The 22877-nt window shown below is 63.5% G+C and carries 15 protein-coding genes, 2 tRNA genes and 3 rRNA genes; 11 read left to right on the top strand and 9 right to left on the bottom strand.

The window, feature by feature from the left end; genetic code table 11:
* Nucleotides 1-202 precede the first annotated feature (202 nt).
* Nucleotides 203-1363, top strand: coding sequence for a pyridoxal phosphate-dependent aminotransferase (locus tag NFH66_RS16720; RefSeq protein ID WP_349611381.1), 1161 nt, complete (start codon nt 203-205; stop codon nt 1361-1363).
* Between the two features lie 8 nt (nt 1364-1371).
* Nucleotides 1372-2130, top strand: coding sequence for a DNA/RNA nuclease SfsA (sfsA, locus tag NFH66_RS16715; RefSeq protein ID WP_349611380.1), 759 nt, complete (start codon nt 1372-1374; stop codon nt 2128-2130).
* Between the two features lie 172 nt (nt 2131-2302).
* On the opposite strand, the gene NFH66_RS16710 is transcribed toward sfsA, so the two are convergent.
* Entirely contained in the window at nt 2303-3658 is a 1356-nt protein-coding gene (locus NFH66_RS16710) for an IS1182 family transposase (protein WP_349609226.1), read from the bottom strand.
* A 135-nt stretch (nt 3659-3793) separates the two neighbouring features.
* Here NFH66_RS16710 and NFH66_RS16705 point away from each other — a divergent pair.
* Nucleotides 3794-4545, top strand: a protein-coding gene (locus NFH66_RS16705; RefSeq protein WP_371317400.1) for an IS5 family transposase whose coding sequence is annotated in 2 segments (ribosomal slippage) — nt 3794-4117 and nt 4120-4545 — 750 coding nt in all. Because the reading frame shifts where the segments join, the coding sequence is not laid out codon by codon here.
* A 13-nt stretch (nt 4546-4558) separates the two neighbouring features.
* On the opposite strand, the gene NFH66_RS16700 is transcribed toward NFH66_RS16705, so the two are convergent.
* The 6 genes from NFH66_RS16700 to NFH66_RS16675 are packed head-to-tail and all read right to left on the bottom strand — an operon-like array spanning nt 4559 to nt 9101.
* Entirely contained in the window at nt 4559-5011 is a 453-nt protein-coding gene (locus NFH66_RS16700) for a DUF4426 domain-containing protein (protein ID WP_349611379.1), read from the bottom strand.
* Nucleotides 5012-5065: 54 nt separating this feature from the next.
* A complete protein-coding gene (gene metW / locus NFH66_RS16695; RefSeq protein WP_349611378.1) occupies nt 5066-5662 on the bottom strand; it encodes a methionine biosynthesis protein MetW in 597 nt (198 codons plus the stop codon).
* Nucleotides 5659-6816, bottom strand: a complete 1158-nt coding sequence (gene metX / locus NFH66_RS16690) for a homoserine O-succinyltransferase MetX (RefSeq protein ID WP_349611377.1) — start codon at nt 6814-6816, stop codon at nt 5659-5661. Before metX ends, metW begins: the two co-directional genes overlap by 4 nt.
* Before the next feature lie 46 nt (nt 6817-6862).
* Nucleotides 6863-7456, bottom strand: a complete 594-nt coding sequence (locus tag NFH66_RS16685) for a YggT family protein (RefSeq protein WP_349611376.1) — start codon at nt 7454-7456, stop codon at nt 6863-6865.
* A gap of 55 nt (nt 7457-7511) precedes the next feature.
* Nucleotides 7512-8336, bottom strand: coding sequence for a pyrroline-5-carboxylate reductase (gene proC, locus NFH66_RS16680; RefSeq protein WP_349611374.1), 825 nt, complete (start codon nt 8334-8336; stop codon nt 7512-7514).
* 57 nt (nt 8337-8393) lie between these two features.
* Nucleotides 8394-9101 (bottom strand): YggS family pyridoxal phosphate-dependent enzyme, encoded by a 708-nt coding sequence (locus NFH66_RS16675; RefSeq protein ID WP_349611372.1) that lies wholly within the window; start codon nt 9099-9101, stop codon nt 8394-8396.
* Between the two features lie 61 nt (nt 9102-9162).
* Between NFH66_RS16675 and NFH66_RS16670 the strand changes: the two genes are divergently transcribed.
* Nucleotides 9163-10191, top strand: a complete 1029-nt coding sequence (locus NFH66_RS16670; protein ID WP_349611371.1) for a type IV pilus twitching motility protein PilT — start codon at nt 9163-9165, stop codon at nt 10189-10191.
* 49 nt (nt 10192-10240) lie between these two features.
* Entirely contained in the window at nt 10241-11386 is a 1146-nt protein-coding gene (locus NFH66_RS16665; protein ID WP_349611370.1) for a PilT/PilU family type 4a pilus ATPase, read from the top strand.
* Nucleotides 11387-11407: 21 nt separating this feature from the next.
* Here the strand turns inward: NFH66_RS16665 and NFH66_RS16660 are convergent, their stop codons facing one another.
* Nucleotides 11408-12562 carry an anhydro-N-acetylmuramic acid kinase gene (locus NFH66_RS16660; protein ID WP_349611368.1) on the bottom strand — a complete coding sequence of 385 codons (1155 nt, stop codon included), beginning with the start codon at nt 12560-12562 and terminating at the stop codon, nt 11408-11410.
* A 116-nt stretch (nt 12563-12678) separates the two neighbouring features.
* Between NFH66_RS16660 and tyrS the strand changes: the two genes are divergently transcribed.
* The 6 genes from tyrS (at nt 12679) to rrf (ending at nt 19831) form a co-directional block, all read left to right on the top strand.
* A complete protein-coding gene (gene tyrS, locus NFH66_RS16655; protein WP_349611367.1) occupies nt 12679-13878 on the top strand; it encodes a tyrosine--tRNA ligase in 1200 nt (399 codons plus the stop codon).
* Between the two features lie 570 nt (nt 13879-14448).
* A 16S ribosomal RNA gene (locus tag NFH66_RS16650) occupies nt 14449-15986 on the top strand.
* Between the two features lie 195 nt (nt 15987-16181).
* A tRNA-Ile gene (locus NFH66_RS16645) sits at nt 16182-16258 on the top strand.
* 108 nt (nt 16259-16366) lie between these two features.
* Nucleotides 16367-16442, top strand: a tRNA-Ala gene (locus NFH66_RS16640).
* Nucleotides 16443-16656: 214 nt separating this feature from the next.
* Nucleotides 16657-19633 (top strand): 23S ribosomal RNA (locus NFH66_RS16635).
* Nucleotides 19634-19715: 82 nt separating this feature from the next.
* Nucleotides 19716-19831: ribosomal RNA gene (gene rrf / locus NFH66_RS16630) — 5S ribosomal RNA — on the top strand.
* The 16S, 23S and 5S rRNA genes sit together here with 2 tRNA genes alongside, the layout of an rRNA operon.
* A gap of 192 nt (nt 19832-20023) precedes the next feature.
* On the opposite strand, the gene NFH66_RS16625 is transcribed toward rrf, so the two are convergent.
* Complete coding sequence (locus NFH66_RS16625; RefSeq protein WP_349611365.1) at nt 20024-22870, bottom strand: valine--tRNA ligase; 2847 nt, start codon at nt 22868-22870, stop codon at nt 20024-20026.
* Nucleotides 22871-22877 lie beyond the last annotated feature (7 nt).

Here is a 22877-nt window from a genome sequence, read left to right as displayed (position 1 = left end):
ATACCTGCCGCGATGCAAGGTATCTCACGCCAAAGGCCTGCTTGTTTAGCCGAAAAGTCGCTAGGTTGCAACCTCGGCCACGCCATAGGCTGCGATCTTGCCACCAAAGTCGCTACACTAGGACCTTCCATGACATCATCCTTTGACCACGCCGTGGGGCACTGGCTCCCCGGCGTACTGGCCTACCGACAGGAGTCCTGACATGGCGTGGAGCCCGCGCATCGACCAGGTTGCCCCCTTCCGGGTGATGAGCCTGCTGGAAACCGCCCAGGCCCGCGAGGCGGCCGGCCATGACGTGATCCACCTGGAGGTGGGGGAGCCGGACTTCGCGACTCCCGAGCCGGTAGTGGCCGCGGGCCAGGCGGCTCTGGCGGCGGGGCATACCCGCTACACGCCGGCGGCGGGGCTGCCGGCGCTACGCGAGGCCATCGCCGAGCACTATGCGCTGCACTTCGGCGCCGAGGTCGACCCGCACCGTATCCTGGTCACGCCCGGCGCCTCCGGGGCGCTGCTGCTCGCCAGCCAGCTGCTGGCGGGCCCCGGCGACCGGGTGCTGATGGCCGACCCCAACTACCCCTGCAACCGCCACTTCATGGCCCTGGCCGGGGCCGAGGTGGATGCCGTGCCGGTGGGGGCGGAGAGCGGCTGGCAGTTGGATGCCGCGCTGGTCGATTCCCACTGGCACGATACGACTCGCCTGGCGATGCTCGCCACGCCCTCCAACCCTACCGGCCATATGCTGGAGGCGGGGCAACTGGCAGCGGTGGCGGAGACGGTGGCGGGGCGAGGCGGCCACCTGCTGGTGGATGAGATCTACCAGGGGCTCTGCTATGACCTCGAGCCGCTCTCGGTGGCGGCGATCACGCCGGACGCCTTCGTGGTCAACAGCTTCTCCAAGTATTTCGGCATGACCGGCTGGCGTCTGGGCTGGCTGCTGGCGCCGGAAGAGGCGGTGGAGCCGCTGACGCGGCTGGCCCAGAACGTCTTCCTGGCCGCCCCCACTCCGGCCCAGCACGCCGCCCTGGCCGCCTTCACCCCGGAGACCCGGGGCATCCTCGAAGCGCGCCGGGCCGAGCTGGGCCAGCGCCGCGATGCCCTGCTGGCCGGGCTGGCGAGACTCGGCCTGGCACCCTCGCTGCCGCCCCAGGGCGCCTTTTACCTGTGGCTCGATATCTCCCGCTACAGCGCTGACAGCGAGGCTTTCTGCCGGCGTCTGCTGGAGGAGGAGAACGTCGCCATCACCCCCGGAATCGACTTCGCCCTGCAGGGCGGTGAGCATCATGTGCGCATCGCCTTCACCACCGGGGTCGAGCGGCTGGAAGAGGCGGTGAGCCGCCTCGAACGCTTTCTGGCCCGCCAGTAGGGAGCGGCATGGACTATCCCGAGCTGGTGCCCGGCACGCTGCTGCGGCGCTACAAGCGCTTCCTGGCCGATGTGCGCCTCGACGATGGCCGCGAAGTGGTAGCCCATTGCCCCAATACCGGCTCCATGCGAGGAGTGAACGTGCCGGGCTGTCGGGTATGGCTGTCGCCCAGCGATAACCCGAAGCGCAAGCTGGCCTGGACCTGGGAGCTGATCGAGCTTCCCCAGCCCGACGGCCGCCTGGCCATGGCCTCGGTGCAGACCGGGCGGGCCAACCGCATCGTCGAGGAGGCGCTGCGTGCCGACCGGGTGCCGTCGTTGACCGGGTATGCCGAGCTGCGGCGCGAGGCGCCGGTGGCCCGCGTGGGGGAGAAGGCCTCGCGACTCGACTTTCGCCTCGACGACCCCGCACGGGGCACGGCCTTCGTGGAGGTCAAGCAGGTGACGCTCAGGGAGGCCGATGGGCACGGCTACTTTCCCGACGCGGTGAGCGATCGCGGCAGGAAGCACCTGGAGGCGCTGATGGCCCTGGTCGAGGCGGGGCAGCGTGCGGTGCTGCTGTTCTGCGTGGCCCACGAGGGCATCGCCGATGTGGCCCCCGCGGAGCATCTGGATCCCGCCTATGCCGCCGCCCTGCGTGAGGCGGCGTCACGCGGGGTGGAGGTGCTGGCGCAGCGCTGCGATATCCTGCGCCAGGCCGGGCGGCCGGTGGCGATCTGTCTGGGGCAACGGCTTGCGGTTGACCTCGAGCGCCGCTTCACCGGCTGAAGTAGTGCTCGCCTAGCAGTCTGTCGGGTTATGGGTGTCGCTCACAGTAACGACACCCACTTCTCTCCATTTTCGTATTGGCGCCGGCCATGTCAGCAACCTGGCGTCGTTCGGCGATCCTGGAGTGGCCTGAGCGCTTGTGACGCCGCCCTATCAGGCTAAGGGACGGCCCTCAGCCTGCTGCCAAGCGATGCATCCGCTTGATATTCCATGCCAGGGTGGCCAGTCGCCACTCACCGCTGACCTTATCCAGACCGCGTAGCGAGAACTGCCGGAACCCCATCACGTGTTTGATGATCCCGAAGACCGGCTCCACCGTGTGCTTGCGCAGCGCATAGAGCGCTCGGCCCGCCTGCGTCTTCAAGCGGTACGCCATGTGCTCGACGGGATCCTCGCTCTCCGGTGCGGGCGGGTCCGCGGCGAAACGTTCGAAGACCGGCAGGTGATGGATGTCACGCTTCATCGCCAATAGCGGTTCGATACCATGGTCATGGCAGGCCTGGATATTGGCGGTACTGAAGTAGCCGGTATCACCCAGCAGGTGGTCAGGCTTGCCCAGCGTCTCCGGGTAACCCTGCCAGGCCGTCAGTAACGGCATGACTTGCTGCTTGTCGTTGGTCGCCTGAGTGACGTGGACATGGGTCACCAGCAGACTCTCGGTATCGACGGCGGCCTGGGCGTTGTAGCACTGATCAAACCCCTTGCCGGTGACCGGCATGATGCGAGACTGCGGGTCGGTGAAGTTGATCTGGTCCTTGTCACGCGGGCCGCCAGTCGGCGGTTCGGGATCACGCCCACGGGGCTTCTTGCCGGCCTTGCGCTGTGCGTCTCGTCGCGCCACCTTTTCCTGGTAGGCGGCTTGCTCGGTGGCGTCCCGCTCCTCGGCACGCGCCTCGATCTTGGCCTTCGCCTCGGCGATGGCCGCCAGGCGTGCTTCACGGCGGGCAATCTCGGCGGGGATATCCATGCCATCGGCCGCATCCTCCTTGTCCGCCGACTCGGCCCGCTGCGTCAGCGCTTTCACCTCAGCCCTGAACTGCGCCTCCAGCTTCTTGGCGTGGCCATACGATAGCGCCTTGTGCTTGCTGGCGTTGGCCTTGAGCTTGGTGCCGTCCAGGGCGATGGTGCCGAGCTTGAGCAGCTTCATCTCGCGGGCCAGCAACAGCACCTGCACGAACAACTGTTCCAGTTCCGGCAGAAAGCGGCGGCGAAAGGTGGCCAGCGTGTCATGGTCGGGATGGGTATTGGCGGCCAGGTAACGGAACGCCACCGAGTCATAGGTGGCGCGCTCGATCTTGCGGCTGGAGACCACCCCGGTGGCGTAGCCGTAGACCAGCAGGCTCAGCAGTACCGCCGGGTGATGCGCCTTGTGCCCGCGGCCGGCGTAGCGCCGCGTTAATGCCGAGAGGTCCAGCTGCTCGACAACATCCACCACGAACCGTGCCAGGTGGCCATCGGGCAGCCACTCATCCACCGAAGGCGGCAGGAGATAGTCGGTCTGGCGGTCAACGGGGATGAAGCGACTCATGGCGACGTTCCAGTAGTGGCGGCATGCTGAGAGTATCTCACGGCATTATCGAAAACCCGACAGACTGCTAGGCTGCGTTAACAATTGCTGATGGAGATCGGGCTGATTTAGAATATCAGCATTTTTCGGTGATCTATGCCTCGGCTAATGCTACGTGATGACCAATGGGAGCGCATCGAGCACATGCTCCCCGGCAAAGCTTCAGATCGCGGGGTGACGGCCAAGGACAATCGCTTGTTCGTGGAAGCCGTCCTGTGGATCGCCCGGACAGGCGCTCCCTGGCGTGATCTGCCCGACGCCTTCGGTCGCTGGCACACTGTCTACATGCGCTATAACCGGTGGTCTAAGAAGGGGGTCTGGCAGCAGGTTATCGACACATTAGCCGATGATCCCGACATGGAGCAGCTGATGATAGATGGCAGTATCGTCAAAGTTCATCAGCATGGGGCGGCAAAAAAACGGCTCAGAGCACCGAAGCCATGGGGAAATCGCGTGGGGGATTGAGCACCAAGATCCACGCGGCGGTCGATGCCCTCGGCAACCCGGTACGGCTAATCCTCACACCGGGCCAAGCGTCTGAGTACGGAGCCGCCCCAGCGTTACTGGCGGGCTTTTCTCCAGCGGCGGTGCTTGGCGACAAGGGGTATGATTCCACCGCTTTGAGGGACATCATTCGAGCGGTGGGCGCCGAGCCGGTGATTCCGCCGAGAAAGAATCGCTTGGAATGCCCCGAGATAGATTGGCACTGTTACAAGGATCGCAATCTGGTAGAAAGGTTCTTCCAGAAAATCAAGCAGTTCAGGCGGCTGGCAACACGCTATGAGCGACTGGCGAGAAACTACCAGTCGCTACTCAACCTTGTATCCGCCGTCATATGGCTGGCCTAATTGTTAACGCTCCCTAGCGGTCGATATAGAAGCGCTGGATGAAGCGCACGCGGGCCGGCTCGGCGTTGCGGTCGTGGTACACCTCCAGGTCGAAGCGCATCGGCTCGTCGTCGATGCGGAACACCGCCACCTGGGAGGGAGTGTCGCCGATGCGCAGGGTGCGGAAGCTCAGCGGCGTGCCATCGTCATCCTCGGCCATGCTGCCGACCCGGCCATCGACCCGGGCGGGTATGCTGCGGGTGGTGCCGTCCTCGCGCTCCTCGAGCACGCTGACATTGAGTAGCGCCAGCGCCGGACTGCGCTGGATCTGGTATTCGTGAGCCACCGCCTCGGGCAGGAAGCTGGTGGTCACCGCGCTGTAGTGGATCTGGACGTCGCCTACCTGCTCGAACTGCTGGGCGGTGGCCTGTCCCGCCAGCAGCGTCAGTGCGCCCGCCAGCAGGGCGCTCAGGATGCCTCGCTTCATCGTCTTTCCTCTCTATACGGTCAATCACCGCGTCAATCTCCGGCCGCTTCTGAATCAGCCGCGGGTGACCCGGAAGATCGCGATCTCGCCGAACAGGTTGGGCCACAGCCGCGAGGTCCAGTGCCCCTCGTGATCGCCGACACCCACCGCCCGATCGACGATGATCAGACCCTTGTCGCGGCAGAGTTGTTCAAAGTCGTTGAAGGTCGACAGGTGGATGTTGGGGGTGTCGTACCAGGCGTGGGGCAGCGACTTGGAGACCGGCATGTAGCCGCGGATGCCGAGGTGGACTCGATGACGCCAGTAGGCGAAGTTGGGAAAGGTGATGATCGCCTCCTCGGCGACCCGCAGCATCTCGTCCAGGGCGAGGTCGGGACGGCGCAGGGCCTGCAGAGCCTGGGTCATCACCACCAGGTCGTAGGCGCCGTCGTCGAAGTTAGCCAGCCCGTCGTCGAGGTTCTGCTCGATGACATTGACGCCGCGGGCGATGCAGGCGGTGATGCCGGCGGAGTCGATCTCCAGGCCGTAGCCGGTGACCCCCTTGTCGCGGGCCAGGGCGGCCAGCAGGGTGCCGTCGCCGCAGGCCAGGTCGAGGATATGGGCGCCGGCCGGCACCCACTCGTGGATCCGCTTGAAGTCGGGGCGGTTCATGGGCGTTCCTCCAGGCCCAGGTCCCGAGCGACCCGCGACATGAAGGCGGCAAACACCGCCTGGTAGCGAGGCTCGGGCATCAGGAAGGCGTCGTGGCCGTGGCTCGAGTCGATGTTGGCATAGCTGACCGGCTTGCCGGCGCGGGTCAGGGCGTCGACCAGCTCGCGGGAGCGCGAGGGCGGGAAGCGCCAGTCGGTGGTGAAGCTGACCACCAGGAAGGGGCACTGCGCCGGGGCCAGGGCGCGGGCCAGGTCGCCGCCATGAGGGGATGCCGGGTCGAAGTAGTCCAGCGCCTTGGTCATCAGCAAGTAGGTGTTGGCGTCGAAGGAGGTGGAGAAGGTGTCGCCCTGGTAGCGCAGGTAGGACTCCACCTGGAACTCCACGTCGAAGCCGAAATTGAGGTCGTCGCTGCGCAGGTCGCGGCCGAACTTGTGGCCCATGGCGTCTTCGGAGAGGTAGGTGATATGCCCCACCATACGCGCCAGCTTGAGGCCGCGCCGGGGGATGGCGTCGTGCTCGGCGTACCAGCCGTCATGGAACTCGGAGTCGGAGCGGATCGCCTGGCGGGCGACCTCGTTGAAGGCAATGTTCTGGGCCGAGAGCTTGGGGGTGGCGGCGATGACCGCGGCGCTGGCGACTCGCTCCGGGTAGCTCAGGGTCCATTGCAGGGCCTGCATGCCGCCCAGGCTGCCGCCGATCACCGCGGCGAAGCGCTCTATTCCCAGGCGGTCGGCCAGGCGCGCCTGGCTGTGGACCCAGTCGACCACGGTCATCATCGGGAACTCGGGGCCCCACTGGCGCCCGGTCTCCGGGTTGACGCTGGCCGGGCCGGTGCTGCCGTGGCAGCCGCCGAGGTTGTTGAGCGAGACCACGAAGAAGCGCTCGGTGTCGATGGACTTGCCCGGGCCGATATGGGCATCCCACCAGCCCGGCTTGTGCTCCTCGGCGGTGTGATAGCCGGCGGCGTGGTGGTGCCCGGAGAGCGCATGGCAGATCAGCACGGCGTTGGAGCGCTGGGTGTTGAGGGTGCCGTAGGTCTCGTAGACGAGGTCGTAGGCCGGCAGCGTCATGCCGCAGGCCAGGTCCAGGGGGTCGTCGAAGTGCGCCGTCTGGGGCGTCACCAGGCCAACCGAGTCGCGTGCGATCTTGGGCATCAGTCCTTCCGTGTCCAGTCGTTGCGGGGGTGATTCGCCACTGCCATCAGAGCCCGACCAGGGCCCCGGCGACCCCGGCGGCGCGGGTCAGCGAGGCCACCACGATACCATCGATCAGGCTGATGGCGATGAAGACGAAGATCGGCGACAGGTCGATCATGCCCAGCGGCGGGATCACCTTGCGCACCGGAGCCATGATCGGCTCCAGCAGCTGCATGACCAGCAGCGCCCCCGGGTGGCTGGCGTTGGGGGCCACCCAACTGAGGATGATCATCACGATCAGGGCGAAGAAGTAGATCTTGAGAATGGCGTTGGCCAGCGCCGCCACGGCAGCGATGGCGACGCCCGTGATGGAGGGCATGCCGAAACCGGCGACCTGCAGGATGAGTACGATGCTGACTGCCTTGATCACCAGGCCGGTGGCCAGGGTGGCCAGGTCGAAGCGGCCCATCACCGGCCCCAGGAAGCTCTGGAAGGGGCGCACCGCGGGCTGGGTGACCCTGACCACCGACTGGCTGATGGGGTTGAAGTAGTCGGCCCGGGATGCCTGCAGCAGGAAGCGCAGCATCAGCAGGAAGATATAGATATTGATCAGGGTGTTGACCAGCATCAGGCCGGCGCTGCCCAGTTGGCTGCCCATAAGGGCCCTCCTCAGAATTCGCGTGAAGTTGCGAGGCGCGTGGGTGCGCTATCGCTCAGTTCTTGCCCAGTTCGTCGGCCATCTCACGAGCACGCGCCGCACAAGCCTCCATGGCCTCGGCCAGGGTGGTGCGCAGTCCGGCCTGCTCGAGATGCGCGATGGCGCGTTCGGTGGTGCCGCCGGGCGACATCACGTTGCGCTTGAGTTCTGCCGGCGGCTTGTCGCTGGCCATGGCCATCTTCGCCGCCCCGAAGGCGGTCTGCATGGCCAGGCGACGCGCGGTATCGGCGGGTAGCCCCAGGCTGGCGCCGGCCTCCTCCATGGCCTCGAGCATCAGGAAGAAATAGGCCGGGGCGCTGCCGGAGACGGCGGTGACCGCATCGAGCAGGGCCTCGTCGTCGACCCACTCGACCAGTCCCACGGCCTCCATCAGCTCGCTGGCCAGGCGGCGCTGCGCCTCGCTGACCCGGGTATTGGCATGGAGGCCGGCGGCCCCGGCGCCGACCAGGGCGGGGGTGTTGGGCATGCAGCGCACCAGCGCCAGCTCGCCGCCCAGCCAGCGCTCGAGGGTCTCGGCGGACAGGCCGGCGGCCACCGAGACGATCAGCGGCCGGTGCGCCTGCACGGCGTCGCGCATGTCCTCGCACACCTGGTGCATGATCTGCGGCTTGACCGCCAGTACCACCACGTCGGCGTCGGCCACCGCCGCCGCATTGTCGGTGCTGGTATGGATGCCCAGCCGCTCGCGCAGCGGGGCCAGCATGCCGTCATCGGGGGAGGTGGCGGTGATGGCATCGGCGGCGAAACCGCTGTCGATCATGCCGCCGATGATGGCGCCGGCCATGTTGCCGGCGCCGATGAAGGTGACTCGGTTTGCCATGGGGATGTCCTGTGTCACTCGCAAAAGGCGGCCGCCGCTGGCGGCCGCGGTGTTGGGTCACGCGTGTCGCTGTCTTGCCCCGAAGATGGCGGTGCCCAGGCGTACCAGGGTGGCACCCTCCAGCACGGCGGCCTCCAGGTCGTCGCTCATGCCCATGGAGAGGGTGTCCAGCGGCGCTTCGGGGAAGCGCTCGCGAAGCCCCTCGAGGGCCTGGCGCAGCCGGGCGAGAGGCGCGCGCTGGGCGTCCAGCCCCTCGGCCGGGGCGGGGATCGCCATCAGTCCACGCAAGCGCAGGCGCGGCATCTCCAGTACCGCCGCGGCCAGGGCCGGCAGCCTGTCGAGGCTCGCTCCCGACTTCGATGCCTCCCCGCTGATATTGACCTGCAGGCAGACCTCCAGGGGGGGCAGCGCCTCGGGGCGTTGATCGTTGAGGCGCTGGGCAATCTTCACGCGGTCTACGCTGTGTACCCAGGCGAAGTGCTCGGCGGCGTCACGGGTCTTGTTGGATTGCAGCGGGCCGATGAAATGCCACACGATACCCTCGAGATCGGCCAGTGCCGCTTGCTTGTCCAGCGCCTCCTGGACGTAGTTCTCGCCGAAGTCACGCTGGCCCAGGTGCCATGCCTCGCGGATCATCGCTGCGGGCTTGGTCTTGCTCACCGCCAGCAGGCGCGCATCGGCCGCCGGGCGGCCAGCCTGTTGCAGGGCATCGGCCAGGCGCTGTCGGGCAGCGGCAAGGGATTCGGAGATCACCGGCTCCGTCATGTCTCAAGCTCTGTCATACTGGACCTCACAAGACGCACCACATCGGGAGCAGGGAAAACGCATGGATATTACCGAACTGCTGGCGTTCTCGGCAAAGCAGAAGGCCTCGGATCTCCATCTCTCGGCGGGCCTGCCGCCAATGATCCGCGTGGATGGCGATATCCGTCGGCTCAATGTGCCGGCCATGGAGGATCGCGAGGTCCGTAAGCTGATCTACGACATCATGGCGGATCGTCAGCGCCGCGACTACGAGGAGTTCTTCGAGACCGACTTCTCCTTCGAGGTGCCGGGTATCTCGCGCTTCCGTGTCAACGTCTTCAACCAGGCCCGTGGCGCGGGGGCGGTGTTCCGGACCATCCCCACGGAGGTGCTGACTCTCGAGGACCTGGGGATGGGGCAGACATTCCGCCAACTTTCCATGCTGCCACGTGGGCTGGTGCTGGTCACCGGCCCTACCGGCTCGGGCAAGAGCACTACCCTGGCGGCGATGATCGATTACATCAACGACAACCGCTACGAGCATATCCTGACCATCGAGGATCCGGTGGAGTTCGTTCACCGCAGCAAGCGCTGCCTGGTCAACCAGCGCGAGGTACACCGCGATACCCATGGCTTCGCCCCGGCGCTGCGCAGTGCCCTACGCGAGGACCCGGATATCATCCTGGTCGGTGAGCTGCGTGACCTGGAGACCATCCGCCTGGCGCTCACCGCGGCCGAGACCGGCCACCTGGTGTTCGGCACCCTGCACACCACCTCCGCCGCCAAGACCATCGATCGGATCATCGACGTCTTCCCCGGCGATGAGAAGTCCATGGTGCGCTCGATGCTCTCGGAGTCGCTGCAGGCGGTGATCTCCCAGACCCTGCTCAAGCGCATGGGCGGTGGTCGGGTGGCGGCCCACGAGATCCTCGTCGCCACGGCGGCGGTGCGTAACCTGATTCGCGAGGACAAGGTCGCTCAGATCTACTCGGCCATTCAGACCGGCGGTAATCTGGGCATGCAGACCCTCGATGCCGCCCTGGCCAAGCTGGTGGCGGACAACGTGGTGGCACGTGACGAGGCCCAGGCCAAGGCCAAGGGCATGATCTGAGCGAGTCGGGGCGAGACAGCACGACACTACAGACAGAGGGAGCAGGGACATGACGGCTCAAGAGTGGCTCAACCAGCTGCTGGACATCATGGTGCAGAAGGACGCCTCGGATCTGTTGATCTCCGTGGGGGCGCCGCCGACCATCAAGATGGCCGGCAAGCTCATCCCCATGGGCGAGCAGGGGCTCAGCGTTCAGCAGGTCAACGAACTGGTCAACGCCACCATTCCGGAGATGACGATGGCGCGCTTCGAGGCCGAGCACGAGGCCAACTTCGCGCTTAGCCTCAAGAACAAGGGGCGCTTTCGTGTCAGCGCCTTCCAGCAGCGCAACCAGAAGGCCATGGTGATCCGGCGCATCGGCTTCGAGATTCCCCATCTGGAGGAGCTGTCGCTGCCCTCCACGCTCGGCGACCTGGCCAACAACAAGCGCGGCCTGGTGTTCGTGGTGGGCGGCACCGGCACCGGCAAGTCGACCACCCTGGCGTCGATGATCCAGCAGCGCAACGAGACCCTGGGGGGGCATATCATCAGCGTCGAGGACCCCATCGAGTACGTGCATCCGCACAAGAAGGCGATCATCAACCAGCGCGAGGTGGGTATCGACACCGAATCCTTCGAGGTGGCGCTGAAGAACACCCTGCGCCAGGCGCCGGACGTGATCCTGATCGGCGAGGTGCGTACTCGCGAGACCATGGAGCATGCGCTGACCTTCGCCGAGACTGGTCACCTCTGCCTGGCCACGCTGCACGCCAACAATGCCAACCAGGCGCTGGATCGTATCATCAACTTCTTTCCCATCGAACGGCATGCCCAGGTGTGGCTCGACCTGTCGCTCAACCTGCGCGCCATCGTCGCTCAGCAGCTGCTGCCCACCCTGGATGGCGGGCGCTGCCCGGCCATCGAGATCATGCTCAAGTCGCCGCTGATCGGGGATCTGGTGCGCAAGGGGGAGGTCTCGGAGATCAAGAACGTCATGTCCCGTTCGCGGGACCTCGGCATGCAGACCTTCGATCAGGCCCTCTATGACCTGTTCTCGGCGGGCAAGATCTCCGAGGAGGTGGCGCTGGTGCATGCCGACTCGGCCAACGACCTGCGCATGATGATCAAGTATGGCGGTGGGGTAGAGAGCGAAGGGATAGGCCAGGCCAAGGAAGCCGCCAGTCAGCTGTCGCTGAGGCGTGACGACGACTTCTGAACCGCTGCCGAAGGGCGGCGATCAGGCGGCGTAGACCCCTCCCAGCACCCGGGGGCCGGCGGCGCCGGTGACGCTTTGCAGGTTGCCCGGGAGCCCGGCCAGTCTTCGCTGGGCCAGCCAGGCAAAGGCGCCTGCCTCCAGCCAGTCGGCGGGCCACCCCCATTCGGCGGCATCGGCCAGGCGTGCCTCGGGCAGGCGGCGGGCCAGCCGCCCCAGCAGGTCGCGATTGTGGGCGCCGCCGCCGCAGGGGATCAGGCGCTCGGGGGGAGGAGCCGCGAGCCGTTCCCGCGCCATCCCCACCGCCAGGGCGACGCTCGTCGCCGTCAGCTCTGCCAGGGTTGCCTGCACGTCCTCGGGCCTTTCATCGCCGCTCAGCCGTTTCTCCAGCCAGTCGAGATGGAAGAGCTCGCGACCGGTGCTGCGCGGTGGCGGCAGATGGAAGAAGGGCTCCTCCAGCAGGCGGGCCAGCAGTGCCTCATCGACTCGCCCCGAGGCGGCCCAGGCGCCGTCGGCATCGAAGGCAGCGCCGCGGTGGCGTGCATGCCAGGCGTCCAGCAGGGCGTTGGCCGGTCCCGAGTCGAAGCCCAGCGGCGCCAGCGGCTCCTCATGCGGCGGCAGCAGGGTCAGGTTGGCGAAGCCGCCGAGGTTGAGCACCAGCCGCCATTCGTGGGGGGCCCGGAACAGCGCCTGGTGGAAGGCCGGCGCCAGAGGGGCGGCCTGGCCGCCGGCCGCCAGGTCGCGGCGGCGGAAGTCGGCCACCACGGCGATCCTGGTGAGCTCGGCCAGCCGGCTGGGGTTGTCGAGCTGCAGGGTGTAGGCGGGCCCGCTGGCATGGCCCCCATTTGCATGTCCATAGGGAGCGTGCTCGATGGTCTGGCCATGGCTGCCGATTGCCGCTATTGCCTCCCGCGGTGTTTCAGCGGCGGCCAACAGTGCGGCCACGGCCTGGGCCTGGAGCCGACAGAAGGCCTCCTCGGCCGCCGCCAGGTCGGCGAAGCTGGCGCGCTGGGCGTGGCACAGCTCCCAGAGCAGCGCTCGCAGGGTTGCCGGCATCGGCTCGGCGTGGCTGGCAAGCAGGCGGGGATGCTCGCCGGCCGGCGTGTCATCGATCTCTACCAGGGCGGCATCGATGCCGTCCAGGCTGGTGCCGGACATAAGGCCGATATAAAGAGGCATGGCGGTCTCCCGGAGCAGAGTGGCGTCAGCGCGACGCATCGACTCATGCTACCATCCTGACCCACTCGATGGTCCCGCCGGGGCCGGGCAACCTGACATACGTGGAGTAGGAGACGATGAGCGATGTGGCGAGCGCGCTGGCGCTGCTGAAGCGGGGAACCCAGGAGATCCTGCTGGAGGAGGAGCTGGTCAAGAAGCTGGCGTCCGGGCGCAAGCTGCGCATCAAGGCGGGCTTCGACCCCACCGCCCCCGACCTGCACCTGGGCCACAGCGTGCTGTTGACCAAGATGCGCCAGTTCCAGGACCTGGGGCATGAGATCGTCTTCCTGATCGGCGACTTCACCGGCCGTATCGGCGACCCCTCCGGCAAGAATGTCACTCGCAAGCCCCTCACCGTGGAGGAGGTCAGGGCCAACGCCCAGACCTACAAGGAGCAGGTGTTCAAGATCCTCGACCCCGAGAAGACCGAGGTACGCTTCAACTCCGAGTGGTTTACCGCCATGAGCGCCGCCGACATGATTGAGCTGGCCGGGCAGAGCACGGTGGCTCGCATGCTCGAGCGTGACGACTTCGAGAAGCGCTACAGGGGCGGGCAGTCGATCTCGATTCACGAGTTCCTCTATCCGCTGGTCCAGGGCTACGACTCCGTGGCCCTGAAGGCGGATGTCGAACTGGGTGGCACCGATCAGAAGTTCAACCTGCTGATGGGGCGCGAAATCCAGAAGCACTTCGGCATGCAGCCCCAGGTGGTGATCACCATGCCGCTGCTGGAGGGGCTCGACGGCGTGCAGAAGATGTCCAAGTCGCTGGGCAACTACGTGGGCGTCGACGAGGCGCCGGGGGCGATGTTCAACAAGCTGGTCTCGATGCCCGACAGCCTGATGTGGCGCTACTTCGAGCTGCTCTCCCTCAAGCCCAATGAAGAGATCGAGGCGCTCAAGCGCGACGTGGAGGCGGGCGCCAACCCGCGTGACATCAAGATGGTGCTGGCCCGTGAGCTGATCGGTCGCTACCACGGCGAGGAAGCCGCGGCCAATGCCCATCGCTCCGCCGGCAACCAGCTGGCCGAGGGCGAGCTCCCCGAGGATCTCCCGGAGATCGAGGTGGACTGCGAGGGCGGCGCCCAGGCACCGATCGCTGCCGTGCTCAACCGCTCCGGGCTGACCAAGAACAGTGCCCAGGCCAAGGATATGCTCGGCAACGGCCGGGTCAAGGTCGATGGCGAGGCGGTGGCGCGTGACCACATGCTGGATACCGGCCGGAGCTATGTGATCCAGGCGGGCAAGAAGCGCTACGCCCGGGTCGTGCTCAAGTAACAAGTCAGTAGGGCTTCAAGCTCTCGAAACTTTTTATCCGAAGGTCTTGCACCCCGCCCGAGAAAGCCGTAAAATACGCATCCGCTGCCGGCGACGAGCAAGCGTTGCAGGCGGTGGAAGTGGCAGAAGTGATTGTTCTGCATGGATTATTTTTCGAAACAGGTCGCATCGCTTCGAAACATTCCGATTGACAATCACCGCGCATTCGGTAGAATGCCCGCCACGGTTTCGCAGCCGCCTCGAGGGGCGGGGCAGTCAGCAGTCACGGCAAGCACGCTTCGCCAAACAGCGCTTGACACCGCCAGGCGAAACGGTAGAATACGCCTTCCTCGCAGGGCGCTGACGACACGGAGTTCGCTTCGGTTGGCAGCAAGCGAGACGCTTCACTCAAAAGAGTCGAAGCCGCTCTTTAACAATCGATCAGGTAATTCATGTGGGCGCTTGTCGATGGCTCGGTGATTCATATCATTGAACCATCAAGGCAAGCGACTCGTCATAGATCTTCGGGTCTATTTGAGAACGTTTGAACCTTGAGCCAAGTTTGGTGCTGCTTCAAGCACTTATGATCTTAAACTGAAGAGTTTGATCATGGCTCAGATTGAACGCTGGCGGCAGGCCTAACACATGCAAGTCGAGCGGAAACGATGGAAGCTTGCTTCCAGGCGTCGAGCGGCGGACGGGTGAGTAATGCATAGGAATCTGCCCGGTAGTGGGGGATAACCTGGGGAAACTCAGGCTAATACCGCATACGTCCTACGGGAGAAAGCAGGGGATCTTCGGACCTTGCGCTATCGGATGAGCCTATGTCGGATTAGCTAGTTGGTGAGGTAGTGGCTCACCAAGGCCGCGATCCGTAGCTGGTCTGAGAGGATGATCAGCCACATCGGGACTGAGACACGGCCCGAACTCCTACGGGAGGCAGCAGTGGGGAATATTGGACAATGGGCGAAAGCCTGATCCAGCCATGCCGCGTGTGTGAAGAAGGCCTTCGGGTTGTAAAGCACTTTCAGTGGGGAAGAAAGCCTCGAGGTTAATACCTTCGAGGGAGGACATCACCCACAGAAGAAGCACCGGCTAACTCCGTGCCAGCAGCCGCGGTAATACGGAGGGTGCGAGCGTTAATCGGAATTACTGGGCGTAAAGCGCGCGTAGGCGGCGTGATAAGCCGGTTGTGAAAGCCCCGGGCTCAACCTGGGAACGGCATCCGGAACTGTCAGGCTAGAGTGCAGGAGAGGAAGGTAGAATTCCCGGTGTAGCGGTGAAATGCGTAGAGATCGGGAGGAATACCAGTGGCGAAGGCGGCCTTCTGGACTGACACTGACGCTGAGGTGCGAAAGCGTGGGTAGCAAACAGGATTAGATACCCTGGTAGTCCACGCCGTAAACGATGTCGACTAGCCGTTGGGGTCCTTGTGACCTTTGTGGCGCAGTTAACGCGATAAGTCGACCGCCTGGGGAGTACGGCCGCAAGGTTAAAACTCAAATGAATTGACGGGGGCCCGCACAAGCGGTGGAGCATGTGGTTTAATTCGATGCAACGCGAAGAACCTTACCTACTCTTGACATCGTGCGAACTTGGTAGAGATACCTTGGTGCCTTCGGGAACGCACAGACAGGTGCTGCATGGCCGTCGTCAGCTCGTGTTGTGAAATGTTGGGTTAAGTCCCGTAACGAGCGCAACCCTTGTCCCTATTTGCCAGCGATTCGGTCGGGAACTCTAGGGAGACTGCCGGTGACAAACCGGAGGAAGGTGGGGACGACGTCAGGTCATCATGGCCCTTACGAGTAGGGCTACACACGTGCTACAATGGCCGGTACAAAGGGTTGCGAAGCCGCGAGGTGGAGCCAATCCCGAAAAGCCGGTCTCAGTCCGGATCGGAGTCTGCAACTCGACTCCGTGAAGTCGGAATCGCTAGTAATCGTGAATCAGAATGTCACGGTGAATACGTTCCCGGGCCTTGTACACACCGCCCGTCACACCATGGGAGTGGACTGCACCAGAAGTGGTTAGCCTAACTTCGGAGGGCGATCACCACGGTGTGGTTCATGACTGGGGTGAAGTCGTAACAAGGTAGCCGTAGGGGAACCTGCGGCTGGATCACCTCCTTACCGATATGTCGCCGACTGTCGGCAAGTGCCCACAATGAATTACCTGATCGACCAGAGCAAAAGACTGTTTGGGTATAGGCCCAGCGTGACCCTAGGGTTTTCGCTCAGTTGGTTGGAGTGCGCCCCCTGACCTTTATGGACAGGAGGGTGAGGTCGGCAAGCCGGCCTCGCTCAGCCAGCGAGAGAAATGGTGTTGGGTCTGTAGCTCAGTTGGTTAGAGCGCACCCCTGATAAGGGTGAGGTCGGCAGTTCAAATCTGCCCAGACCCACCAGATTTTATCCAGTACCGCGTTGTTTTGTGACTCGCATGGCAGGTTATGCGTCGCCGCAAAACGCCTTGTCCTGAATAAAATTTCCCCATGTCGCGTATGGGAATCAGAGGGGCCATAGCTCAGCTGGGAGAGCGCCTGCCTTGCACGCAGGAGGTCAGCGGTTCGATCCCGCTTGGCTCCACCATCTTCCCCACAGTCTTCGCTGATCGGATCCGCAGTCATAAGCCAGCATCGCATCACCGGATGTCAGGTTTATGACTGTCGATTGACAGTCTGCTCTTTAACAATGTGAATCATGCTGACAAACGTTCTTTCCGCAAGGAAAGAGCACGAGATACGTCTCAAGCGTATCCGGCAATGTCGTGTGTCATCGCGGACCAGACCCTTTGGGGTTATATGGTCAAGCGATGAAGCGCATACGGTGGATGCCTAGGCAGCCAGAGGCGATGAAAGACGTGGAAGCCTGCGATAAGGCTCGGCGAGGTGGCAAACAACCTGTGACCCGGGCATCTCTGAATGGGGAAACCCACCCAGCATAAGCTGGGTATCCCACACTGAATCCATAGGTGGTGGGAGGCGAACCAGGGGAACTGAAACATCTAAGTACCCTGAGGAAAAGAAATCAACCGAGATTCCCCCAGTAGCGGCGAGCGACCGGGGACCAGCCCTTAAGCATGTGACGGATTAGACGAACGCGTTGGGAAGCGCGGCCATAGTGGGTGATAGCCCCGTAGTCGAAAATCTGATCATGTGAAATCGAGTAGGTCGGGGCACGAGAAACCTTGACTGAAGACGGGGGGACCATCCTCCAAGGCTAAATACTCCTGGCTGACCGATAGTGAACCAGTACCGTGAGGGAAAGGCGAAAAGAACCCCGGAGAGGGGAGTGAAATAGATCCTGAAACCGTATGCGTACAAGCAGTGGGAGCAGACACGTTCTGTGACCGCGTACCTTTTGTATAATGGGTCAGCGACTTATTTTCAGTGGCGAGCTTAACCGAATAGGGGAGGCGTAGGGAAACCGAGTCTTAACTGGGCGACCAGTCGCTGGGAATAGACCCGAAACCGGGCGATCTATCCATGAGCAGGTTGAAGGTTGAGTAACATCAACTGGAGGACCGAACCAGGATCTGTTGAAAAAGATTTGGATGACTTGTGGATCGGAGTGAAAGGCTAATCAAGCCCGGAGATAGCTGGTTCTCCTCGAAAGCTATTTAGGTAGCGCCTCACGTAGCACCGCCGGGGGTAGAGCACTGTTTCGGCTAGGGGGTCATCCCGACTTACCAACCCGAGGCAAACTCCGAATACCGGTGAGTGACGCGTGGGAGACACACAGCGGGTGCTAACGTCCGTTGTGAAAAGGGAAACAACCCAGACCGTCAGCTAAGGTCCCGAAATCCTGGTTAAGTGGGAAACGAGGTGGGAAGGCTCAGACAGCTAGGAGGTTGGCTTAGAAGCAGCCATCCTTTAAAGAAAGCGTAATAGCTCACTAGTCGAGTCGGCCTGCGCGGAAGATGTAACGGGGCTCAAACCAGGTACCGAAGCTACGGGTGTGCCTGCATCACTTAAGACTATTCGCTTGGCGGAGCGCAGCGACGCCCAAGCCCTCCCGAACGTTGAGTCGGGAACGATGAGTAGACTTAAGGATGCAGGCACGCGGTAGAGGAGCGTCGTGTAAGCCGATGAAGGGAGATCGAGAGGTCTGCTGGAGGTATCACGAGTGCGAATGCTGACATGAGTAACGACAAGGGGAGTGAAAAACTCCCCCGCCGGAAGACCAAGGGTTTCTGTTCGACGTTAATCGGAGCAGAGTGAGTCGGCCCCTAAGGCGAGGCCGAAAGGCGTAGTCGATGGGAAACGGGTTAATATTCCCGTACCTCACTGTATTGCGATGGGGGGACGGAGAAGGCTAGGTGAGCCAGGCGTTGGTTGTCCTGGTGAAAGTCAGTAGGCTGAGGATTCAGGCAAATCCGGATCCTCAAGGCCGAGAGACGAGACGAACTGACCACGGTCAGGAAGTCATTGATGCCACGCTTCCAGGAAAAGCCTCTAAGCTTCAGATACAGTGGGACCGTACCCCAAACCGACACAGGTGGTCAGGGTGAGAATCCCAAGGCGCTTGAGAGAACTCGGGTGAAGGAACTAGGCAAAATGGTGCCGTAACTTCGGGAGAAGGCACGCCGCGTTAGTGTGAAGGCCCTGCGGCCGGAGCACGAGGCGGTCGAAGATACCAGGTGGCTGCAACTGTTTATTAAAAACACAGTACTCTGCAAACGCGTAAGCGGACGTATAGGGTATGACGCCTGCCCGGTGCCGGAAGGTTAAGTGATGGTGTTAGCGCAAGCGAAGCTCTTGATCGAAGCCCCGGTAAACGGCGGCCGTAACTATAACGGTCCTAAGGTAGCGAAATTCCTTGTCGGGTAAGTTCCGACCTGCACGAATGGCGTAATGATGGCCACGCTGTCTCCACCCGAGACTCAGTGAAATTGAAATCGCAGTGAAGATGCTGTGTACCCGCGGCTAGACGGAAAGACCCCGTGAACCTTTACTATAGCTTCACACTGGACGCTGATGTTGCTTGTGTAGGATAGCTGGGAGGCTTGGAAACCCGGACGCCAGTTCGGGTGGAGCCAACCTTGAAATACCAGCCTGGCATCATTGGCGTTCTAACTCAGGTCCGTTATCCGGATCGAGGACCGTGTGTGGTGGGTAGTTTGACTGGGGCGGTCTCCTCCCAAAGCGTAACGGAGGAGCACGAAGGTACCCTCAGTACGGTTGGAAATCGTGCAGTGAGTGCAAGAGCATAAGGGTGCTTGACTGCGAGACAGACACGTCGAGCAGGTACGAAAGTAGGTTCTAGTGATCCGGTGGTTCTGTATGGAAGGGCCATCGCTCAACGGATAAAAGGTACTCCGGGGATAACAGGCTGATACCGCCCAAGAGTTCACATCGACGGCGGTGTTTGGCACCTCGATGTCGGCTCATCACATCCTGGGGCTGAAGTCGGTCCCAAGGGTATGGCTGTTCGCCATTTAAAGTGGTACGCGAGCTGGGTTTAGAACGTCGTGAGACAGTTCGGTCCCTATCTGCCGTGGGCGTTGGAGATTTGAGAAGAGCTGCTCCTAGTACGAGAGGACCGGAGTGGACGCACCTCTGGTGTTCCGGTTGTCACGCCAGTGGCATTGCCGGGTAGCTATGTGCGGACAGGATAACCGCTGAAAGCATCTAAGCGGGAAGCCCCCTTCAAGATGAGATCTCCCCGAGGCCTCGAGCCTCCTGAAGGACCCAGCGAGACCAGCTGGTTGATAGGTCGGATGTGGAAGCGCTGCAAGGCGTTGAGCTAACCGATACTAATTGTCCGTGAGGCTTGACCATATAACACCCAAGGGGTCTGTGATGACCCACGACACCGGATACGCACGAGACGTAGCGTGTCAGCATGATTCCGCGTTTTTCGCCTGACGACCATAGCGAGTGTGAACCACCTGATCCCATGCCGAACTCAGCAGTGAAACCGCTCAGCGCCGATGGTAGTGTGGGGTCTCCCCATGTGAGAGTAGGTCATTGTCAGGCACTTATTGAAAAAAGCCCCGAGCTCCTTGTGAGTTCGGGGCTTTTTGCTTTTGGGGATTCTTGTATATGAGGCCGCCATGCGGAGGGCTGTGACTCGATAAGGGCTGTGACTCGATAGTCGCCACGACCGGCAGGCAGTAAAAAGCCCGACCGGTGGCCGGGCTGGAGGCAGGTGGCCAAAGGGCCGGCTGCTCAGAGGGCGGCGATCTTGTCGCGCTGTTCGACCAGCAGCCGGCGCGCGGCCTCGAAGTCGGCGAGCTTGGCGCGCTCCTTCTCCACCACCGCGGCCGGCGCCTTGGCCACGAACCCCTCGTTGGACAGCTTCTTCTCGATTCCGCCGATCAGCTTGTCCTGCTTGTCGATCTCCTTGTCGAGGCGGGCGAGTTCTGCCTGCTTGTCGATCAGATCGGCCATGGGCACCAGCACCTCCATCTCGCCGACGAGTTGGGTGGCCGAGAGCGGTGCCTCGGCCGGGTCGTCGAGCCAGGTGATGCTGTCGAGCTTGGCGAGCTTGGCGAGGAAAGGCCGGTTGGCGTCCAGGCGCTGGCGGTCGCCATTGCTACCCTTGGTCAGCAGTACGTCCAGCGGCTTGCCGGGAGCGATGTTCATCTCGGCGCGGATATTGCGTACCGCGACGATCACCCCCTTGAGCCACTCGATATCCCGGGTGGCACCCTCGTCGAGCAGCGCCGCGTCGGCGGCCGGCCAGGATTGGGCCATGATGGAGTCGCCCTCGCCCTGGAAGGTGCCGGCCAGCGGTGCTACGCGCTGCCAGATCTCCTCGGAGATGTAGGGCATCATCGGGTGGGCCAGGCGCAGGATGGCTTCCAGCACGCAGACCAGGGTCCGGCGGGTGCCGCGCTTGGCTTCGAGGCTGGCGTTGTCGTCCCAGAGTACCGGCTTGGAGAGCTCCAGGTACCAGTCGCAGTATTCGTTCCAGACGAACTCGTAGAGCGCCTGGGAGGCGTGGTCGAAGCGGAACTCCTCCATGGCCTTGGTGACCTGGGTCGCGGACTGCTGCAGGCGCGAGAGGATCCAGCGATCGGCCAGCGACAGCTCGACCGCTTCGCCCGCCAGGCCGGTATCCTCGCCTTCGGCGTTCATCAGCACATAGCGCGAGGCGTTCCACAGCTTGTTGCAGAAGTTGCGGTAGCCATCCAGGCGGCCCATGTCGAACTTGATATCGCGTCCGGTGGTGGCCTGGGAGAGGAAGGTGTAGCGCAGCGCATCGGTACCGTGGGGTTCGATGCCCTCGGGGAACTCGCTGCGGGTGGCCTTGGCGATCGCCTTGGCCTTCTGCGGCTGCAGCATGTTGCCGGTGCGCTTCTCCACCAGGGTGTCCAGCGCGATGCCGTCGATCAGGTCGATGGGGTCGAGCACGTTGCCCTTGGACTTGGACATCTTCTGGCCCTGGCCGTCGCGCACCAGGCCGTGCACGTAGACCTGCTTGAAGGGCACCTCGCCGGTGAACTTGAGTGTCAACATGATCATCCGCGCGACCCAGAAGAAGATGATGTCGAAGCCGGTGACCAGTACGCTCGTCGGGTGGAAGGTGGCCAGTTCCGGGGTCTGCTCGGGCCAGCCCAGGGTGCCGAAGGTCCACAGCCCCGAGCTGAACCAGGTGTCCAGCACGTCCTCGTCCTGGGTGAGGGCGAGATCGGCGGGCAGGCCGTGCTTCTCGCGGGCCTCGGCCTCGCTTCTCGCCACGTAGACGTTGCCTTCGCTGTCGTACCAGGCCGGGATGCGGTGGCCCCACCACAGCTGGCGGGAGATGCACCAGTCCTGAAGGTCGCGCATCCAGGCGAAGTACATGTTCTCGTAGTTCTTGGGCACGAACTGGATGTCGCCGTTCTCCACGGCCTCGATGGCGGGCCTTGCCAGGCTCTCCACGGCCACGAACCATTGGTCGGTGAGCAGCGGCTCGATGACATCGCCGGAGCGATCGCCATAGGGGAGGGTGTTGCTGACCGTCTCGACCTGCTCGAGCAGGCCGGCGGCCTCCATGTCGGCAACGATGCGCGCACGTGCCTCGAAGCGTTCCAGGCCGGCATAGGCCTCGGGCAGGCTGGTGTCGATCTCGGCCAGCGGCCTGCCCTGGATGTCGAAGGCCTCGGCGCGGGCCAGGATAGAGGCGTCCTGGGTGAAGACGTTGATCAGTGGCAGGCCACAGCGCTTGCCGACCTCGTAGTCGTTGAAGTCGTGGGCCGGGGTGATCTTCACGCAGCCCGAGCCCTTCTCCATGTCGGCGTGTTCATCGGCCACCACCGGGATGCGCCGCCCGACCAGCGGCAGTTCGACGAACTTGCCGACCAGCGAGGCATAGCGCGGATCCTCCGGGTTGACCGCCACGGCGCTGTCGCCGAGCAGGGTCTCGGGGCGGGTGGTGGCGACGACCAGGTGATCCTTGCCGTCGTCGGTGGTGACGCCGTCGGCCAGCGGGTAGCGGAAGTGCCAGAAGCTGCCCTGCTGGTCGCGGTTCTCGACCTCGAGGTCGGAGATGGCGGTGTGCAGGGTGGGGTCCCAGTTGACCAGCCGCTTGCCGCGATAGATGAGGTTCTCTTCATGCAGGCGCACGAAGACTTCCTGCACGGCCTTGTAGAAGCCGTCATCCATGGTGAAGCGCTCGCGCGACCAGTCGACGCTGGCCCCCATGCGGCGCAGCTGGCGGGTGATATGCCCGCCGGACTCCTGCTTCCACTCCCAGATCTTGTCGGTGAAGGCCTCGCGGCCCAGGTCATGGCGGCTCTTGCCCTCTTCCGCGGCGACCTTGCGCTCCACCAGCATCTGGGTGGCGATGCCGGCGTGGTCGGTACCCACCTGCCACAGGGTGTTGCGTCCCTGCATCCGCCGCCAGCGGATCAGGGTGTCCATGATGGTGTCCTGGAAGGCGTGGCCCATATGCAGGCTGCCGGTGACGTTGGGCGGCGGGATCATGATGGAGTAGGGCTCGCCTTCGCCTGTGGGGGCGAAGCGGCCATCGGCCTCCCAGCGCTGGTACCAGCGGGATTCGATCTGCGCGGGTTGGTAGGTCTTGTCCATAGGCGTT

The sequence above is a fragment of the Halomonas sp. H10-9-1 genome, from assembly GCF_040147005.1.
Lineage (GTDB): Bacteria > Pseudomonadota > Gammaproteobacteria > Pseudomonadales > Halomonadaceae > Halomonas.
This window is presented reverse-complemented; position numbering and strand designations above follow the sequence as displayed.